This is a genomic window from Streptomyces sp. Tu6071 (assembly GCF_000213055.1).
Taxonomy (GTDB): domain Bacteria; phylum Actinomycetota; class Actinomycetes; order Streptomycetales; family Streptomycetaceae; genus Streptomyces; species Streptomyces evansiae.
Genome location: NZ_CM001165.1, coordinates 3,776,932 through 3,794,348, shown reverse-complemented (window position 1 = coordinate 3,794,348; position 17,417 = coordinate 3,776,932). Strand labels below are relative to the sequence as shown.

Annotated in this window: 12 protein-coding genes; 7 read left to right on the top strand and 5 right to left on the bottom strand. The window is 69.9% G+C overall.

Annotated features, from left to right (window positions below; translation table 11 throughout):
* Window positions 1-242 precede the first annotated feature (242 nt).
* Genes STTU_RS15650 through rpmH form a run of 5 tightly spaced genes read right to left on the bottom strand, consistent with a single transcriptional unit; the run spans window position 243 to window position 3,049 of the window.
* Window positions 243-764 (bottom strand): protein jag, encoded by a 522-nt coding sequence (locus STTU_RS15650; protein WP_009067333.1) that lies wholly within the window; start codon window positions 762-764, stop codon window positions 243-245.
* Between the two features lie 15 nt (window positions 765-779).
* Window positions 780-2,123 (bottom strand): membrane protein insertase YidC, encoded by a 1,344-nt coding sequence (gene yidC, locus STTU_RS15645; RefSeq protein ID WP_043255321.1) that lies wholly within the window; start codon window positions 2,121-2,123, stop codon window positions 780-782.
* 3 nt (window positions 2,124-2,126) lie between these two features.
* Complete coding sequence (yidD, locus tag STTU_RS33150; protein WP_007824509.1) at window positions 2,127-2,522, bottom strand: membrane protein insertion efficiency factor YidD; 396 nt, start codon at window positions 2,520-2,522, stop codon at window positions 2,127-2,129.
* Entirely contained in the window at window positions 2,519-2,890 is a 372-nt protein-coding gene (gene rnpA, locus STTU_RS15640; protein WP_009067335.1) for a ribonuclease P protein component, read from the bottom strand. Before rnpA ends, yidD begins: the two co-directional genes overlap by 4 nt.
* Window positions 2,891-2,911: 21 nt before the next feature.
* Window positions 2,912-3,049 carry a 50S ribosomal protein L34 gene (gene rpmH / locus STTU_RS33145; RefSeq protein ID WP_009067336.1) on the bottom strand — a complete coding sequence of 46 codons (138 nt, stop codon included), beginning with the start codon at window positions 3,047-3,049 and terminating at the stop codon, window positions 2,912-2,914.
* A gap of 472 nt (window positions 3,050-3,521) precedes the next feature.
* Here rpmH and dnaA point away from each other — a divergent pair, with 472 nt between their 5' ends.
* The 7 genes from dnaA to gyrA all read left to right on the top strand — a co-directional run bounded on the left by dnaA (window position 3,522) and on the right by gyrA (window position 17,417).
* Window positions 3,522-5,621, top strand: a complete 2,100-nt coding sequence (gene dnaA, locus STTU_RS15635) for a chromosomal replication initiator protein DnaA (RefSeq protein ID WP_007824503.1) — start codon at window positions 3,522-3,524, stop codon at window positions 5,619-5,621.
* A 2,184-nt stretch (window positions 5,622-7,805) separates the two neighbouring features.
* On the top strand, window positions 7,806-8,936 hold the full coding sequence (gene dnaN, locus STTU_RS15630; protein WP_010268730.1) for a DNA polymerase III subunit beta: 1,131 nt from the start codon (window positions 7,806-7,808) through the stop codon (window positions 8,934-8,936).
* A gap of 78 nt (window positions 8,937-9,014) precedes the next feature.
* Window positions 9,015-9,896 carry a phosphogluconate dehydrogenase (NAD(+)-dependent, decarboxylating) gene (gene gnd, locus STTU_RS15625; protein WP_043255319.1) on the top strand — a complete coding sequence of 294 codons (882 nt, stop codon included), beginning with the start codon at window positions 9,015-9,017 and terminating at the stop codon, window positions 9,894-9,896.
* Between the two features lie 95 nt (window positions 9,897-9,991).
* The gene (gene recF, locus STTU_RS15620) at window positions 9,992-11,155 is read left to right on the top strand and encodes a DNA replication/repair protein RecF (protein WP_043255317.1); all 1,164 of its coding nucleotides are present in this window, start codon (window positions 9,992-9,994) and stop codon (window positions 11,153-11,155) included.
* Window positions 11,152-11,772: a DUF721 domain-containing protein gene (locus tag STTU_RS15615; RefSeq protein WP_399048639.1), complete on the top strand. Its 621-nt coding sequence runs from the start codon at window positions 11,152-11,154 to the stop codon at window positions 11,770-11,772. Before recF ends, STTU_RS15615 begins: the two co-directional genes overlap by 4 nt.
* 723 nt (window positions 11,773-12,495) lie before the next feature.
* Complete coding sequence (gyrB, locus tag STTU_RS15610) at window positions 12,496-14,676, top strand: DNA topoisomerase (ATP-hydrolyzing) subunit B (protein ID WP_106432141.1); 2,181 nt, start codon at window positions 12,496-12,498, stop codon at window positions 14,674-14,676.
* 116 nt (window positions 14,677-14,792) lie between these two features.
* The gene (gene gyrA, locus STTU_RS15605; protein WP_043255314.1) at window positions 14,793-17,417 is read left to right on the top strand and encodes a DNA gyrase subunit A; all 2,625 of its coding nucleotides are present in this window, start codon (window positions 14,793-14,795) and stop codon (window positions 17,415-17,417) included.

The window sequence follows — 17,417 nt, the reverse complement described above, 5'->3', positions numbered from 1 at the left end:
TCCGTACCGCGCTCTCGCGCCCGGCCATGGTGGCCGGGGCTCGTTCTCCTGGAACAGCTTCGTGAAAAGTGAAAGGGAAAGGGGGACAAGGCGCCGGGGACACCCGACGCAATCCGGCCCCGCCTGAGGTCAGACGGGGCCGGACACGGGGACTGCGGGGCCGCGGGGACCCGGGACCGGGTGCCCCGGCCGCACGGGACGCGAGCGGTACGGACGTACCGGACGCGCCCGTACCCGCGGGCTCAGGCGGGCAGGACGACGACGAACCGCTGCGGTTCCTCGCCCTCGGACTCGCTGCGGAGCCCCGCCGCCTTGACCGCGTCGTGCACGACCTTGCGCTCGAAGGGCGACATGGGACGCAGCCGGACCGGCTCGCCGCTGCTCTTCGCGTCGGCGGCGGCCTCGGCCCCCAGCTCGCTCAGCTCTTGGCGCTTCTTCGCCCGGTAGCCCGCGATGTCCAGCATCAGCCGACTGCGGTCACCGGTCTCCCGGTGCACGGCGAGCCGGGTCAGCTCCTGGAGAGCCTCCAGGACCTCGCCGTCACGACCGACGAGCTTCTGGAGGTCCCGGCCACTGTCGCTGACGATGGAGACCGCGGCACGATCGGCCTCGACGTCCATGTCGATGTCACCGTCGAGGTCGGCGATGTCGAGCAGACCTTCGAGGTAGTCCGCGGCGATCTCGCCTTCCTGCTCCAGACGGCTGAGCGAGTCGCCACCGTCGGTGGCCTCCTCGGGAGCGGCGGAGGTAGTGCCTTCCGTCACGGGCTGGACTCCTTCTTACTTCTTGGAGGACGGGTGCTTGGGACGCTGCGGGCCACCCTTGCGCTGACCCTGCTTGGCCTGGGAGCCGGACGCACCGGATTTGCCGCCCCCCGCGGGCTTCGCGGCGCTGGAGCCGCCACCCGTGTTCTTGCCGGCGCTCTTCTTCTGCGCGGCGTTGCCGCCCTGGGGCTTGGCCCCGGAGGCGCTGGTGCCGCCCTTGCCCGTACCGGTGGAGTCCGCGTCCGTACCGGACGCCGAGCCGCCGACAGCGGCGGTGCCGGACTGACGCTGCGACTTCGACTGCCGCTTCGGCTGCTGACGCCGCTGCGCGGCGGTGCCACTGGTGGGCTCGTCGCCGTCAAGGGTCGCGACGTTGCTCTCGCCCTTCACGACGGTGCCGTCGGGCTGGGCCGCGAGGCCGGCCTTGCTCAGTCCGTTGATGAACTTCCGCTCGGCCTCGTTGCGCTCCCGGCCCTTCGAGACGATCGCCTTGATCGCGGTGCGGTCCCGCTTGGTGCGGACCTTGCCGGTGTGCGTGAGGTGCTTGAGCTGACGCTCCAGGTAGGCGGCCTGGGCCTTCGAACCGGGGGTCGGGTTCTGGCGGATGACGAACATCTGCTGGCCCATGGTCCACACGTTGGTGGTCAGCCAGTAGAGGAGGACACCGACGGGGAAGTTGATGCCGAAGACGGCGAACATGACCGGGAAGACGTACATCAGCATCTTCTGCTGCTGCATGAACGGGGTCTTCACCGAGGTGTCGACGTTCTTCGTCATCAGCTGGCGCTGCGTGAAGAACTGCGAGGCCGACATCATGACGATCATGCACGCGGTGACGATGCGCACCGTGGTGAGGTCGGCACCGAGCGAGTCGGCGCCGCTCGTGAACTTCGCGGCGAGGGGAGCACCGAAGATGTGCGCCTGCTGGGCGGAGTCGAGGAGCTTGTCGTTGATGACGCCGATCTTCTTGTTCGACGCGATGCCGTCGAGCACGTGGTACAGCGCGAAGAAGAACGGGGACTGCACGAGGATGGGAAGGCACGAGGAGAGCGGGTTGGTACCCGACTCCTTGTACAGCTTCATCATCTCTTCGCTCTGCCGCTGCTTGTCGCTCTTGTAGCGCTCCTGGATGCGCTTCATCTCGGGCTGCAGCGTCTGCATCGCACGGGTCGCCTTGATCTGCTTCACGAAGAGCGGGATCAGGCAGATCCGGATGATGATCACGAGGGACACGATGGACAGGCCCCAGGCCCAGCCGGTGTCAGGGCCGAAGATCCATCCGTACAGCGTGTGGAACTGCACGATCACCCAGGAGACGGGTGTCGTGATGAAACTGAACCAACTGGCAATCGTGTCCACTAATCAGGCTCCTTGAGCGGGGGACGGGGTCTCGGCGACCGGGCTGGATGAGTCCGGGGCACTGACCCCGGCCGGGGCACCACCCTCGGGGGGCGTACCGCCCTCGGGAGACACAGGCGTGGCGGCGGGTCCCTGGGACCGCGCCCGCCAGGCAGCACGCAGCGCCTCGTGCCATCGGGGGCGCTTGCGCGGTGGTACGTGATCGACCCCACCGTGCGACCAGGGGTTGCAGCGCAGGATGCGCCAGGCGGTCAATGCCGTCCCCTTGATCGCTCCGTGGCGGTCGATGGCCGTGAAGCCGTAGTGGGAGCACGACGGATAGTACTTGCACACCGGCCCCAGCAAGGGGCTGATGATCCACTGGTAGAGCTTGATCAGCGCGAGCAGTGGGTACTTCATCGGGTGCCCCCTCCCAGCAGCCGCTTCAGGGCGGCGTCGAGGTCTCGGGCCAGTTGGGCGTGATCGGCGTCGCCCGCCCCGGGCAACGCGCGTACCACCACCAGGCTACCGGGGGGCAGGAGCGAAAGGCGGTCTCGTATGAGGTGACGAAGCTTCCGCTTCACCGAGGTGCGCACGACGGCCTTGCCGACCGCCTTGCTCACGACGAAACCCGCACGCACCGGAGGAGTGTTCTCCCCGGTGGCGTGCGGGTCCGTGGAACCGCTCTTGAGATGGACTACCAGCAGCGGGCGACCCGCGCGGCGTCCTCGGCGTACTGCGGTCGAGAAGTCCTCGCGCCGCCTCAGCCTGTTGTCAGAAGGCAGCACGGCGTCATGACCTGTACAGGATCAGGCGGACAGACGGGCGCGACCCTTGTTGCGGCGAGACGCGAGAATCGCGCGGCCGGCACGGGTACGCATCCGCAGCCGGAAGCCGTGGGTCTTGGCGCGACGACGGTTGTTCGGCTGGAAGGTGCGCTTGCTCACTCGGGGGCTCCAGTAAAGATCAGTAGGTGGCGGGCGTCGCCCTGGCTGTCACCGTGCGCCCACGAGTAGCTCGTTCAACGCACCGAGTGCACCGCTTTGTATTGATCACCCGGACCGCGACTCATCGGAATCGTGAAGTTCGGTTGCGATCCATGCCCATCGGAGGCAGGCGGCAGCAGCCATCGACAACTCGACCTGTGCACGGTACGCGGGCGGGGCTCTTCCGGTCAAACCAGCCCGGGTGCGCGACACTGTGCACAGGCTGTGGACAACAACTTGAACCGTACGCGCCCCGATGACTACCGTGGCTGGACTGGAACCCTCGTGCCTTTGTGCCACGCCGCCGCCCGGGAAGCCTTTCCGGATGCCGCGGCTGAGCCCCAGCCACTGATCCACCCCGATCCGACCTGTGTGAACCCGCCCCGGAACCACTCCACGGAGTGCGCCGGAACCGTGTGAGAGAGCGTGCCCTGTGGCTGACGTACCCGCCGATCTTGCCGCAGTGTGGCCGCGCGTGGTGGACCAGTTGCTCGGCGAGGGCCCCGACAGCAGGGCTCCGGGCGTCGAGGGCAAGGACGAGCACTGGGTGCGGCGCTGCCAGCCCCTCGCGCTCGTCGCCGACACGGCGCTGCTCGCGGTGCCGAACGAGTTCGCCAAGACCGTCCTGGAGGGCCGGCTCGCGCCAGTGGTGAGCGAGACGCTCAGCCGCGAGTGCGGGCGTCCCATCCGCATCGCGATCACGGTCGACGAGTCGATGGGCGACGCCCCCGCGCCGCCTCGCTACGAGGAGCCCGTCCAGGTGCCGCGCCCCCGTTTCGAGGAGCCCGGCCAGCCGCGGTACGAGACGCAGGAGCGGTACGAGCCGATCGAGGCCCAGACCCTCTACGAACCGCCCATCGAGCGCGGCCCGCACGTCCGCCCCGTCTACCACGAGTACCAGGCGCCCGGCTCCTGGCCGCGCGTGCACGAGGACTACGGCTGGCAGCAGCAGCGCCTCGGCTACACGGAGTCCGAGGCGTACGGCCAGGGCGGGCGCGGCGACTACCGGCAGGCACCGGCCGAGCGCTCCCCGTACGAGAAGCAGGACGGGCGCGAGGGCAGGGACGAGCGGTACGAGCAGCCGGACCGTCCCGAGCGTCCCGAGCGTCCCGAGCGTCCCGAGCGCTTCGATGCGGGGGACAGGTACGAGTCCGGCGAGCGCTACGAGCCGGGCGAGCGGTACGAATCCGGCGAGCGCTACGAGCAGGAGCGCCCCTCGTCCCCGTACGAGCAGCAGCGCGGTACGTACGAGAAGCCCGGCGCGCGCGGGGGGTACGGGCGCGGCTACGAGGAGCAGCGCCCACGCGAGGAGCCGCGCGGCTACGAGGAGCACGGCGCCGGTGAGCAACGGGAGCGCGGCGACGAGGCGGCGCGGCCGGGGCCCGGCAGGCAGCGCGGCCCCGTGCCGCTGCCCTCGCAGGGCGGGCCCTCGCTGGCGCCGAGCGGGGCGCCGGGGCCGCTCGCCGCACAGCCCGCGCCCGCGGCCGGGCCGGGGGAGCCGACGGCGCGGCTGAACCCGAAGTACCTCTTCGACACCTTCGTGATCGGCGCGTCGAACCGCTTCGCGCACGCGGCGGCGGTCGCGGTGGCCGAGGCGCCGGCGAAGGCGTACAACCCGCTTTTCATCTACGGCGAGTCCGGGCTCGGCAAGACGCACCTGCTGCACGCGATCGGTCACTACGCGCGCAGCCTGTATCCCGGGACGCGGGTGCGGTACGTGAGTTCCGAGGAATTCACGAACGAGTTCATCAACTCCATCCGCGACGGCAAGGGCGACAGCTTCCGCAAGCGGTACCGCGAGATGGACATCCTGCTCGTCGACGACATCCAGTTCCTCGCGGACAAGGAGTCGACGCAGGAGGAGTTCTTCCACACCTTCAACACGCTGCACAACGCGAACAAGCAGATCGTGCTCTCCTCCGATCGCCCGCCGCGCCAGCTGGTGACGCTCGAGGACCGGCTCAGGAACCGTTTCGAGTGGGGACTGACCACGGATGTCCAGCCGCCGGAACTGGAGACCCGTATCGCGATCCTGCGCAAGAAGGCGGTCCAGGAGCAGCTCAACGCCCCGCCCGAGGTCCTGGAGTTCATCGCCTCGCGCATCTCGCGGAACATCCGTGAGCTGGAGGGCGCGCTCATCCGCGTGACCGCCTTCGCCTCGTTGAACAGGCAGCCCGTCGACCTCGGCCTCACCGAGATCGTGCTCAAGGACCTCATCCCCGGCGGCGAGGACGCCTCACCCGAGATCACGGCCTCGGCGATCATGTCGGCGACCGCGGACTACTTCGGCCAGACCGTCGAGGACCTGTGCGGCTCCTCGCGCAGCCGGGTGCTGGTCACGGCACGGCAGATCGCGATGTACCTGTGCCGCGAACTGACCGATCTCTCGCTGCCGAAGATCGGCGCGCAGTTCGGCGGTCGCGACCACACGACCGTCATGCACGCCGACCGGAAGATCCGCGCGCTCATGGCGGAGCGGCGCTCGATCTACAACCAGGTCACGGAACTGACGAACCGGATTAAGAACGGGTAGTTGGGGGCGGGGGGCCGGGGGTCGGGGGACTCGGGTGGTCGCGGGCCGACTCGGGTCAACTCGGGTGGTCTGGGGCCGTCTCCGGGGGTCTCGGCGGGTGAGGAAGGGCTCGGGGGCGAGGTGCGGGGGCTGGTCTCCGGGCGGTGGGGGTGCGGGGCTCAGGGTGGGGTGAGTTGTTGGGTGACGTAGGCCGTGGGGGCGAGGGGCCTTTGGGGTGAGGGGCCTTGGGTGGCGTCACTCCGGGGCGACTCGGGTCGTGGGGGTGCAGGGCGTAGGTCCGCTTGGTTCTTGGTCGGCTGGTCTGTGGGCCCTCGGGCTTCGCGGAAATCTCGTCACCGGAAAGAGTGACGGGATTTTTTATTTGGGCTGGGTTATCCACAGATTGGGGGGAGGGGCGGGGAACGGCTTGCGATCCGCGAAATAATGAATGAAGGGGAGCCCCCCAGGGCGGGTGGGGGCTGTCCGCTGCGCGGTGTTCGCGGCGCGGTGTTCGCGGCGCGGTGGCCGCTCCGTGGTGAGCGCGGTGTGCCGGTCGCTGCGCGGTGATCGCCATGCGGTGGGCCGCTGCGCCTGCGGCGGGCAGCGCACCTAACCAGCGGTGACAGACCGCCGCAGCCGTACGGGACACCCCCTGTGCACGTCTTCGGGCCGCAGGCGGGATCGCGTGCCGAGACCTCCGGCGCGGCTCAACGTACGGGCACGCGCGGATCGTTGCGGACAACGCACTTGGCCCGGTCCCACTGCGGCTGCCTCCGTGCCCAGCCGCCGCACGAAAATCCCGCGCCCTCAGCCGGCCCCCGCCAACTCGGCCATCCCCCGGCTCCGCCCCCCGAGGCCCGTACCGCCGCGCTCACCGAAAGCGGGCGAGCCGTGGGCCATGAGCCGCCTACGACGGCCGGACACCTCCCGCGAACCCGCCCCTGATGCCGGTTCACCACCGCCAGCTCCCGGCCCGCCGCACACCCCACCCACCCCCAGCTCACGTCGGCCTGACCGACCGTCGAAGCACCTCACCAACCCCCGCTGGGCGCCGCGCCCGCCCCCACCGTCAGAGCCGCACCACCCCCGCCGACAGCACCGCTCAGCCACGCCCCTCATCGCAGAACCACTTCCCGCCCCCAGCACCCGCCAGCCACCCAAGCCCCCCTAACGCCCCATCACCCCACGTGCTCCCGTCGAGAAACCCACCCCCGTCACCCCTTCCCCCGTGCGCCAACCACCCATCAATCACCCCCCACCACCCCCAACAAGGCCCCGCCCCCCACCTCCCCACCCCCCATCACCCCACCTCGCGCCCTCCCCCGGCCCTCCTCGCCCCCTCCCCTCACCCCCTCCCTGTTCGATTCCCCGGCGGGTTACGGGTGTTGTCCACAGATTCGGCGACTTTTTTTCCTCCACATGGTGGGGACAGCGGAGTTGTCCAGATCCTGTCCACAGGGGAGGCTGTGCGGACACGGTCCTGGCTGGTCAGGTGGCTGGGGATTAGTGGAAAACCGTTATCCACAGGCTGTGGAGAACTTTTTGTCCACAGGCCGCGCGGAAGGCTTGTCCACCGGGTTCGGTCGGCTGCCCACAGGGAGGGGGTGGTTGTGCACAGCTTCTCCACAGGGCTGTCCACTGTTCGGCAACAAAACACTCGCTCTCACCGGGCCGAGTGAAAGGCGTCACAGCGAAGCTGACAGACCCCCTGTGGGAAACGGTCGCGAATCTGGGGACACAGCTGGGGACAAGTCGGCCCCTCTTGTGGACGCCCTGTGCACAACTTTCGGCTGTCCACAGTTACCCCGGGTTCTCCCCAGGCTCCGTCCCCAGGACCTGGGGATAAAAAACCGGCTCTGAGCTGCGGAAACGGGGTTATCCACGGTATCCACAGGCCCTACTACTACTAACGACTAGAGAGAGCTGGGAATTCGTTTCGAAGCGGGGCCTGTGCACAACTCGCTTCGAGGGCCCCGGAGAGCCCGGAGGCCGATTTGACGACCAAGGGCACCAGCTGTCAGTGCGGTGCGTCAGACTGGACACCGACGTCCTTCCCCGCCGAGGGCCGAGGGACACCTCGCTTCCCCAGGCCGGGGGCGACACGGTCCCGGCCCCCGAGGGGAGCGGGCACCAGACAGCGCAGCTGCCGCGAGAAGCGGGCGAGCGGCGGCAGACGAGCAGGAATCACGCAGGAGGCGGGCTCAGGTGAAGATCCGGGTGGAACGCGACGTACTCGCGGAGGCAGTGGCGTGGGCGGCACGCAGCCTCCCGGCTCGCCCGCCGGCTCCGGTCCTCGCGGGCCTGCTGCTGAAGGCGGAGGAGGGGACGCTGAGCCTCTCCGGCTTCGACTACGAGGTCTCGGCGCGGGTCTCCGTCGAGGCGGAGACCGAGGAGGAGGGCACCGTCCTCGTCTCCGGGCGGCTCCTCGCCGACATCTGCCGTGCCCTGCCCAACCGGCCCGTGGAGATTTCCACAGACGGTGTACGGGCGACGGTCACCTGTGGATCGTCCCGCTTCACGCTGCACACGCTCCCCGTCGAGGAGTACCCGGCGCTGCCGCAGATGCCCTCCGCGACCGGCACCGTGCCCGGCGAGGTCTTCGCCTCCGCCGCGCAGCAGGTCGCCATCGCCGCGGGCCGCGACGACACGCTTCCCGTCCTCACGGGCGTGCGCATCGAGATCGAGGGCGACACCGTCACCCTCGCCTCCACCGACCGCTACCGCTTCGCGGTCCGCGAGTTCCTGTGGAAGCCCGAGGACGCCGAGATCTCGGCCGTCGCGCTCGTTCCGGCGAAGACGCTCCTCGACACCGCCAAGTCGCTCACCAACGGCGACAACGTGACGATCGCGCTCTCCGGCTCCGGCTCGGGCGAGGGCCTCATCGGCTTCGAGGGCGCGGGCCGCCGCACCACCACGCGGCTCCTGGAGGGCGACCTCCCGAAGTACCGCACGCTGTTCCCCACCGAGTTCAACTCGGTCGCCGTCATCGAGACCGCGCCCTTCGTCGAGGCCGTCAAGCGCGTCGCGCTCGTCGCCGAGCGGAACACCCCGGTGCGGCTCAGCTTCGAGCAGGGCGTGCTGATCCTGGAGGCCGGGTCCAGCGACGACGCACAGGCTGTGGAGCGCGTCGACGCGCAGCTCGAAGGCGACGACATCTCCATCGCCTTCAACCCGACCTTCCTCCTCGACGGCCTCAGCGCCATCGACTCGCCGGTCGCGCAGCTCTCCTTCACGACCTCCACGAAGCCCGCGCTGCTGAGCGGCCGTCCGGCCGTCGACGCCGAGGCCGATGACGCCTACAAGTACCTGATCATGCCGGTACGGCTGAGCGGCTGAGCCCACAGGTGTGCACGGCCCCCCGGCAGTAGGCTCGGACACCGGTACGAAAGCCAGCACGCGACCTAAGGAACAGTGATGGAGCTCGGTCTCATCGGCCTCGGCAAGATGGGCGGCAACATGCGCGAGCGCATCCGCCGCGCAGGCCACACCGTCATCGGCTACGACCGGAATCCGGACGTCTCGGACGTCGGCAGCCTCGAAGAGCTGGTGAGCAGCCTCAAGGGTCCGCGTGTCGTCTGGGTCATGGTCCCGGCCGGCGCCGCCACCCAGTCCACGGTCGACGAACTCGCCGCGCTCCTGGAGCCCGGCGACGTCGTCGTCGACGGCGGGAACTCCCGCTGGACCGACGACGAGAAGCACGCCGTCGAGCTGGGCCTCAAGGACATCGGCTTCGTCGACTGCGGGGTCTCCGGCGGCGTCTGGGGCCTCAAGAACGGCTACGCGCTGATGTACGGCGGCACCGAGGAGAACGTCGCCAAGGTGCAGCCGATCTTCGACGCCCTCAAGCCCGAGGGCGACTTCGGCGCCGTGCACGCGGGCAAGGTCGGCGCGGGCCACTTCGCGAAGATGGTCCACAACGGCATCGAGTACGCCATGATGCAGGCGTACGCCGAGGGCTGGGAGCTCCTGGAGGCGGCCGACTCGGTCACCGACGTCCGGGAGGTCTTCCGCTCCTGGCAGGAGGGGACCGTCATCCGCTCCTGGCTCCTCGACCTCGCGGTCAACGCGCTCGACGAGGACGAGCACCTGGAGCAGCTTCGCGGCTACGCGGCCGACTCCGGCGAGGGCCGCTGGACGGTCGAGGCCGCGATCGACAAGTCCGTGCCGCTCCCCGCCATCACGGCCTCGCTCTTCGCGCGCTTCTCCTCGCGGCAGGAGGACTCGCCGCAGATGAAGATGATCGCCGCGCTGCGCAATCAGTTCGGTGGCCACGCGGTCGAGAAGAACAGCAAGTAGGACGCCGGCGGGGCGGTGTGCGGCACGGTCGACGTGACGCGCACCGCCCCGCGCCGGTGAGTCCCGCGTCGGGAGTCGAGGAGCCCGCTCAGCCCATGCACGTCACGCATCTGTCGCTGGCCGATTTCCGCTCGTACGAGCGTGCCGAGGTGAGCCTCGAACCGGGCGTCACCGCCTTCGTGGGGCCCAACGGGCAGGGCAAGACCAACCTCGTCGAGGCGGTCGGCTACCTCGCGACCCTCGGCAGCCACCGCGTCGCCTCCGACGCGCCCCTCGTCCGCGCGGGCGCCGAGCGCGCCTTCGTACGCGCCGCCGTGACCCAGGGCGAGCGCAGTCAGCTCGTCGAGCTGGAGATCAACCCGGGCCGCGCCAACCGGGCCCGGATCAACCGCTCCTCGCAGGTCCGCCCGCGCGATGTGCTCGGCATCGTACGCACCGTGCTCTTCGCCCCCGAGGACCTCGCCCTCGTCAAGGGCGACCCCGGCGAGCGGCGCCGCTTCCTCGACGAGCTCCTCACCGCCCGCCACCCCCGGATGGCCGGGGTCCGCTCCGACTACGAGCGCGTCCTCAAGCAGCGCAACACCCTGCTGAAGTCCGCCGCGCTCGCGCGCCGCCACGGCGGGCGCACCCTCGACCTGTCCACGCTCGACATCTGGGACCAGCACCTCGCCCGCGCGGGCGCCGAACTCCTCGCCCAGCGCACCGACCTCATCGCCGCGCTGCAACCCCTCGTCGACAAGTCCTACGAGCAGCTCGCCCCCGGCGGCGGGCCCGCTCTCCTGGAGTACCGGCCGTCCGCGCCCGGCACCGCGCAGGGCCGCGAGGAGTTCTACGCGCAGTTGCTCGCCGCGCTCGGCGAGGTCCGCAAGCAGGAGATCGAGCGCGGCGTGACCCTCGTCGGGCCGCACCGCGACGACCTCCTCCTCAAGCTCGGCGACCTCCCCGCCAAGGGGTACGCGAGCCACGGCGAGTCCTGGTCGTACGCGCTCGCGCTCCGCCTCGCCTCGTACGACCTGCTCCGCGCCGAGCCCTGGGCCCCGCAGACGGCCCCGGGGCCCGAGGGGCAGCGCAGCGGCGAGCCGGTCCTGATCCTCGACGACGTCTTCGCCGAACTCGACGCCCGCCGCCGTGACCGCCTCGCCGAGCACGTCGCTCCCGGCGAGCAGGTCCTCGTCACCGCGGCCGTCGAGGAGGACGTGCCCGCCCCGCTCAAGGGCACCCGGTACGCGGTCTCCGAAGGGACGGTGCGGCGCGCATGAGCGAGGAACAGGCGAGGGGCGGGCGTCCGCGCGGGCAGGCGTCGGGGCAGTCCTCGGGGGCGCACCAGCCCGCCCTCGACGCCGCCGCCGTGCCCGAACAGCCCGCGAAGCCCGCGCCGAAGACCGGGTCAGGTGCCGACCTCGCGCGCGAGGCGCTGCGCGCCGCCCAGAAGCAGGCCCGCGAACAGGGGCTCGGCGTCCACGCGCACGGCCCCGGGCGGCGGGGCGGCCGGCGCGGGGCACGCGGCGAGGGACGCGAGCCGCTCGCCTTCGGCGCCGCGATCCACCGGCTCATGTCCGACCGCGGCTGGGAGACCCGCGCGGCCGTCGGCGGCGTCATGAACCGCTGGCCGCAGATCGTCGGCGAGGACGTGGCGCGCAACAGCGAGCCCCTGCACTACGACGAGGACGAGCGGGTCCTGCGCGTGCGCTGCCAGTCCAACAGCTGGGCCACCGAGCTGCGCCTCCTCGCCCCCCAGCTCGTCGCCCGCCTCAACGAGGCCCTCGGCCACGACACCGTGCGGCTGCTGCGCATCGAGGGCCCCTCCAGCCCGGCCCGCCGCTACGGCCCCCTGCGGGCCCCCGGCAGCCGCGGCGACAGGGACACCTGGGGCTAGGGCTCCGCGCCCGGCCGTACGGGCATCGGCACGCGCGCGTCGCCACGCGTACGGCCACCGCCACGCGTACGCCCGCCAGCACCCGCCCGCCCCGTACAGGCCCCGCGCGGCCCGGTTCCCCGGCGGTCCCCCGCGCCGCCACCGCCCCCCGATCGCCCACTCGACCGCGATCCGCTCATGTGTCCCTCCCCACCCCCGTCGCCTCCCGTACGCCCCGTGCACAGGAGCCCCGTGGGCACGTCCTTCGCCGCCCCGATCCTCGCTCTGTTCCTCGCGTCGCGTCGGGAGCCGTCGCCGCCCGGCCGAAAGGGCTTGCCCGCCGCCGAGTGCACCCTTCTGACCTGGGCATCTTCGGGGCTTCGGCGGGGGTGGCGCGCAGCCGTCACCGGTGGTTGACACCCCGGAGCCGGGCCGAAGCGCTGAGTGCCGCTGTGAGCCCCCTGGAGCCCCGGTCCGTATATGGGGAGTCGGAAGTGGTCGGTTGAGGGCGGCACATGCGTACTCAGCTACCCGCAAACCCCCATCACTGTCGGCGTTACCGGTAGACTGAGCAGTAATCCCGTCCCCGGAGCGGGGGCTTGGCGAGTGACGAGGCATCGACGCTCGGTGAGCACCGCTCCCGCACCACCGCACCACCCGCAGCAGCTCGCACCGCGAGCACCGCACCGCCGACTAACGCCGAGTAGAACGACGCAGCCGCTCCCGCCCTTCGGGTTCAGGTCTGTGCTGTGCCAGAAAGGGCGCTTCGTGGCCGATTCCGGCAACCCCAACGAGAACAATCCGTCGACCCCGGACGAGGACGGCCGCAGCGCCGTGCCCGAGCCGGGGCAGAGCGATGTTTCACGTGAAACATCGGCGGCGGCCGAGGCGGAGGCGGACGCGGTGAGCGGCGATGTTTCACGTGAAACATCGAGCATTGCCGAGCCCTCCTACGACGCCAACGCGATCACGGTCCTGGAGGGACTGGACGCGGTACGCAAGCGCCCCGGCATGTACATCGGCTCGACCGGTGAGCGCGGCCTGCACCACCTCGTCCAGGAAGTCGTGGACAACTCGGTCGACGAGGCCCTCGCGGGGCACGCCGACACGATCGACGTCACGATCCTTTCCGACGGCGGCGTCCGGGTCGTCGACAACGGGCGAGGCATCCCCGTGGGCATCGTGCCCTCCGAGGGGAAGCCGGCCGTCGAGGTCGTGCTGACCGTCCTGCACGCGGGCGGCAAGTTCGGCGGGGGCGGCTACGCGGTCTCCGGCGGTCTGCACGGGGTGGGTGTCTCGGTCGTCAACGCGCTCTCCACGCGCGTCGAGGTCGAGGTGAAGACCGACGGCCACGTCTGGACGCAGCAGTACGAGCGCGGCGTGCCCATCGCCCCCCTGCACAAGGGCGAGGCGACCCAGGAGCACGGCACCTCGGTGACCTTCTGGGCCGATGGTGACGTCTTCGAGACCACCGAGTACTCCTTCGAGACGCTCGCGCGCCGCTTCCAGGAGATGGCCTTCCTCAACAAGGGCCTCACCATCAAGCTCACCGACGAGCGCGACTCCGCGAAGGCCACGGCCGGTGCGGACAGCGCCGAGGTCGTGGACGCGGAGGAGGCCCCCGAGGCCCGCACCGTCACGTACCACTACGAGGGCGGCATCGTCGACTTCGTGAAGTACCTCAACTCCCGCAAGGGCGAGGTCATTCACCCCTCCGTCATCGACGTCGAGGCCGAGGACAAGGAGAAGCTGCTCTCCGTCGAGGTCGCGATGCAGTGGAACGCCGGGTACACGGAGGGGGTCTACTCCTTCGCGAACACGATCCACACGCACGAGGGCGGTACGCACGAGGAAGGCTTCCGCGGCGCGCTCACGACGATCGTCAACAAGTACGCGCGCGACAAGAAGCTCCTGCGCGAGAAGGACGGCAACCTCACGGGTGACGACATCCGCGAGGGCCTGACGGCGATCATCTCCGTGAAGCTCGGTGAGCCCCAGTTCGAGGGCCAGACGAAGACGAAGCTCGGCAACACCGAGGCCCGTACCTTCGTGCAGAAGATCGTCTACGAGCGCCTCGCGGACTGGTTCGACCGGAACCCGAACGAAGCCTCGGACATCATCCGCAAGGGCATCTCCGCCGCGACCGCCCGTGTCGCCGCCCGCAAGGCCCGCGACCTCACGCGTCGCAAGGGCCTCCTGGAGACGGCCTCGCTCCCGGGGAAGCTCTCGGACTGCCAGTCGAACGACCCGACCAAGTGCGAGATCTTCATCGTCGAGGGTGACTCCGCCGGTGGTTCGGCGAAGTCCGGCCGTGACCCGATGTACCAGGCGATCCTGCCGATCCGCGGCAAGATCCTGAACGTCGAGAAGGCCCGCGTCGACAAGATCCTCCACAACCAGGAGATCCAGGCGCTCATCTCGGCCTTCGGCGCCGGGGTGCACGACGACTTCGACATCGAGAAGCTCCGCTACCACAAGATCATCCTGATGGCGGACGCCGATGTCGACGGGCAGCACATCAACACGCTGCTCCTGACCTTCCTCTTCCGCTTCATGCGCCCGCTCGTCGAGGCCGGGCACGTCTACCTCTCGCGTCCCCCGCTCTACAAGATCAAGTGGGGCAAGGACGACGTGGACTACGCCTACTCCGACCGCGAGCGGGACGCGCTCATCACCCTGGGCCGCGAGAACGGCAAGCGGCTGCGCGAGGGCGCGGTGCAGCGCTTCAAGGGGCTCGGCGAGATGGACGCCGAGGAGCTGCGGGTGACGACGATGGACCAGGACCACCGGGTCCTCGGCCAGGTCACCCTCGACGACGCCGCTCAGGCAGACGACCTCTTCTCCGTCCTCATGGGCGAGGACGTCGAGGCGCGCCGCCAGTTCATCCAGCGCAACGCCAAGGACGTCCGCTTCCTCGACATCTAGGCATCCCCCTCCGGTGTCCGGCGGCCCGCGCGCCCCCGGACACCGGAGCCCGGCCCCGGAGCACCGGGCCGGACAGCCCCTGGATAGCGAGCAGGCCGAAAGGACCAGTACGGCACATGGCCGACGAGAACACCCCCACTCCCGACGAGGAACCCACGGGGCCGATCCCCGGAGCCGACGACGGCGTCTCAGGACTCGCGATGCGCGTCGAGCCCGTCGGGCTCGAAACCGAGATGCAGCGCTCGTACCTCGACTACGCGATGTCGGTCATCGTCTCGCGGGCGCTGCCCGACGTGCGGGACGGGCTCAAGCCCGTGCACCGCCGCGTGCTCTACGCGATGTACGACGGCGGCTACCGGCCCGAGAAGGGCTTCTACAAGTGCGCCCGCGTCGTCGGCGACGTCATGGGCAACTACCACCCGCACGGTGACTCCTCGATCTACGACGCCCTCGTCCGTCTCGCCCAGACCTGGGCGATGCGCATGCCGCTCGTCGACTCCAACGGCAACTTCGGCTCCCCGGGCAACGACCCGGCCGCCGCCATGCGGTACACCGAGTGCAAGATGGCCCCCCTCTCGATGGAGATGGTGCGGGACATCGACGAGGAGACCGTCGACTTCTCGGACAACTACGACGGCCGCTCCCAGGAGCCGGACGTCCTGCCCGCGCGCTTCCCGAACCTGCTGATCAACGGCTCGGCGGGCATCGCGGTCGGCATGGCCACCAACATCCCCCCGCACAACCTGCGCGAGGTCGCGGCCGGTGCCCAGTGGTACCTGGCCCACCCCGAGGCGAGCAACGAGGAACTCCTCGACGCGCTCATCGAGCGGATCAAGGGCCCCGACTTCCCCACCGGTGCCCTCGTGGTCGGCCGCAAGGGCATCGAGGAGGCCTACCGGACCGGGCGCGGCTCCATCCCCATGCGCGCGGTCGTCGAGGTCGAGGAGATCCAGAACCGGCAGTGCCTCGTCGTCACCGAGCTGCCGTACCAGGTCAACCCCGACAACCTCGCCCAGAAGATCGCCGACCTGGTCAAGGACGGCAAGATCGGCGGCATCGCCGACGTCCGCGACGAGACCTCCTCGCGCACCGGGCAGCGCCTCGTCGTCGTCCTCAAGCGGGACGCGGTCGCGAAGGTCGTCCTCAACAACCTCTTCAAGCACACCGATCTCCAGACCAACTTCAGCGCGAACATGCTGGCTCTGGTCGACGGTGTGCCGCGCACGCTCTCCCTCGACGCCTTCATCCGGCACTGGGTCACCCACCAGATCGAGGTCATCGTCCGGCGCACGCGGTTCCGGCTGCGCAAGGCCGAGGAGCGCGCCCACATCCTGCGCGGTCTGCTCAAGGCGCTCGACGCGATCGACGAGGTCATCGCGCTCATCCGCCGCAGCGACACCGTCGAGGACGCGCGCGGCGGCCTGATGGGCCTCCTGGAGATCGACGAGATCCAGGCGAACGCGATCCTGGAGATGCAGCTCCGCCGCCTCGCGGCCCTGGAGCGCCAGAAGCTCATCCAGGAGCACGACGAGCTCCAGCGGCGCATCGACGAGTACAAGGCGATCCTCGCCTCGCCCGAGCGCCAGCGGCAGATCGTCAACGACGAACTCGGCCAGATCGTCGACAAGTTCGGCGACGACCGCCGCAGCCAGCTCGTGCCCTTCGACGGCGACATGTCCATGGAGGACCTGATCGCCGAGGAGGACATCGTCGTCACGATCAGCCGCAGCGGTTACGTCAAGCGGACCCGTACCGACGACTACCGCTCGCAGAAGCGGGGCGGCAAGGGCGTGCGTGGCGCGAAGCTGAAGGAAGACGACATCGTCGACCACTTCTTCGTCACCACGACCCACCACTGGCTGCTCTTCTTCACCAACAAGGGCCGGGTCTACCGGGCAAAGGCGTACGAGCTGCCGGACGCGGGCCGCGACGCCCGCGGGCAGCACGTCGCGAACCTCCTCGCCTTCCAGCCGGACGAGTCGATCGCGCAGATCCTCGCGATCAAGGACTACGAGGCGGCCCCGTACCTGGTCCTCGCGACCAAGGGCGGCCTGGTCAAGAAGACTTCGCTCAAGGACTACGACTCGCCCCGCTCCGGCGGCGTCATCGCGATCAACCTGCGCGAGACCGACGACGGCAACGACGACGAGCTGATCGGCGCCGAACTCGTCTCGGCCGACGACGACCTGCTGCTCATCAGCAGGAAGGCACAGTCGATCCGGTTCACCGCGACCGACGACACGCTGCGCCCGATGGGCCGTGCCACGTCGGGCGTGAAGGGCATGAGTTTCCGCGACGGAGACGAACTGCTCTCGATGAATGTCGTGCGTACGGGTACTTTCGTCTTCACCGCGACCGACGGCGGCTACGCGAAGCGCAGCCCCGTCGACGAGTACCGCGTCCAGGGACGTGGCGGCCTCGGCATCAAGGCTGCCAAGATCGTCGAGGACCGGGGTTCGCTCGTCGGTGCGCTGGTGGTCGAGGAGACCGATGAGATCCTCGCCATCACGCTCGGGGGCGGTGTGATTCGTACGCGAGTCAATGAGATCAGGCAGACGGGCCGTGACACCATGGGCGTCCAACTGATCAACCTGGGCAAGCGCGATGCCGTCGTGGCCGTCGCGCGCAACGCCGAGGCCGGACGCGAGGCCGAAGAGGTCGACGCGGACGGTCCTGACGACGAGCCCCAGGCGGACCCGGCCGAGGGCACGGTCGAGGGCACGGCGCCTTCGGCCGAATAA

Coding starts and splice junctions, on each gene's coding strand:
- yidD (WP_007824509.1), bottom strand. CDS start 2,522: ATGAAGTACCCACTGCTCGCGCTGATCAAGCTCTACCAGTGGATCATC.
- gnd (WP_043255319.1), top strand. CDS start 9,015: ATGGAGCTCGGTCTCATCGGCCTCGGCAAGATGGGCGGCAACATGCGC.
- gyrA (WP_043255314.1), top strand. CDS start 14,793: ATGGCCGACGAGAACACCCCCACTCCCGACGAGGAACCCACGGGGCCG.
- STTU_RS15615 (WP_399048639.1), top strand. CDS start 11,152: ATGAGCGAGGAACAGGCGAGGGGCGGGCGTCCGCGCGGGCAGGCGTCG.
- recF (WP_043255317.1), top strand. CDS start 9,992: ATGCACGTCACGCATCTGTCGCTGGCCGATTTCCGCTCGTACGAGCGT.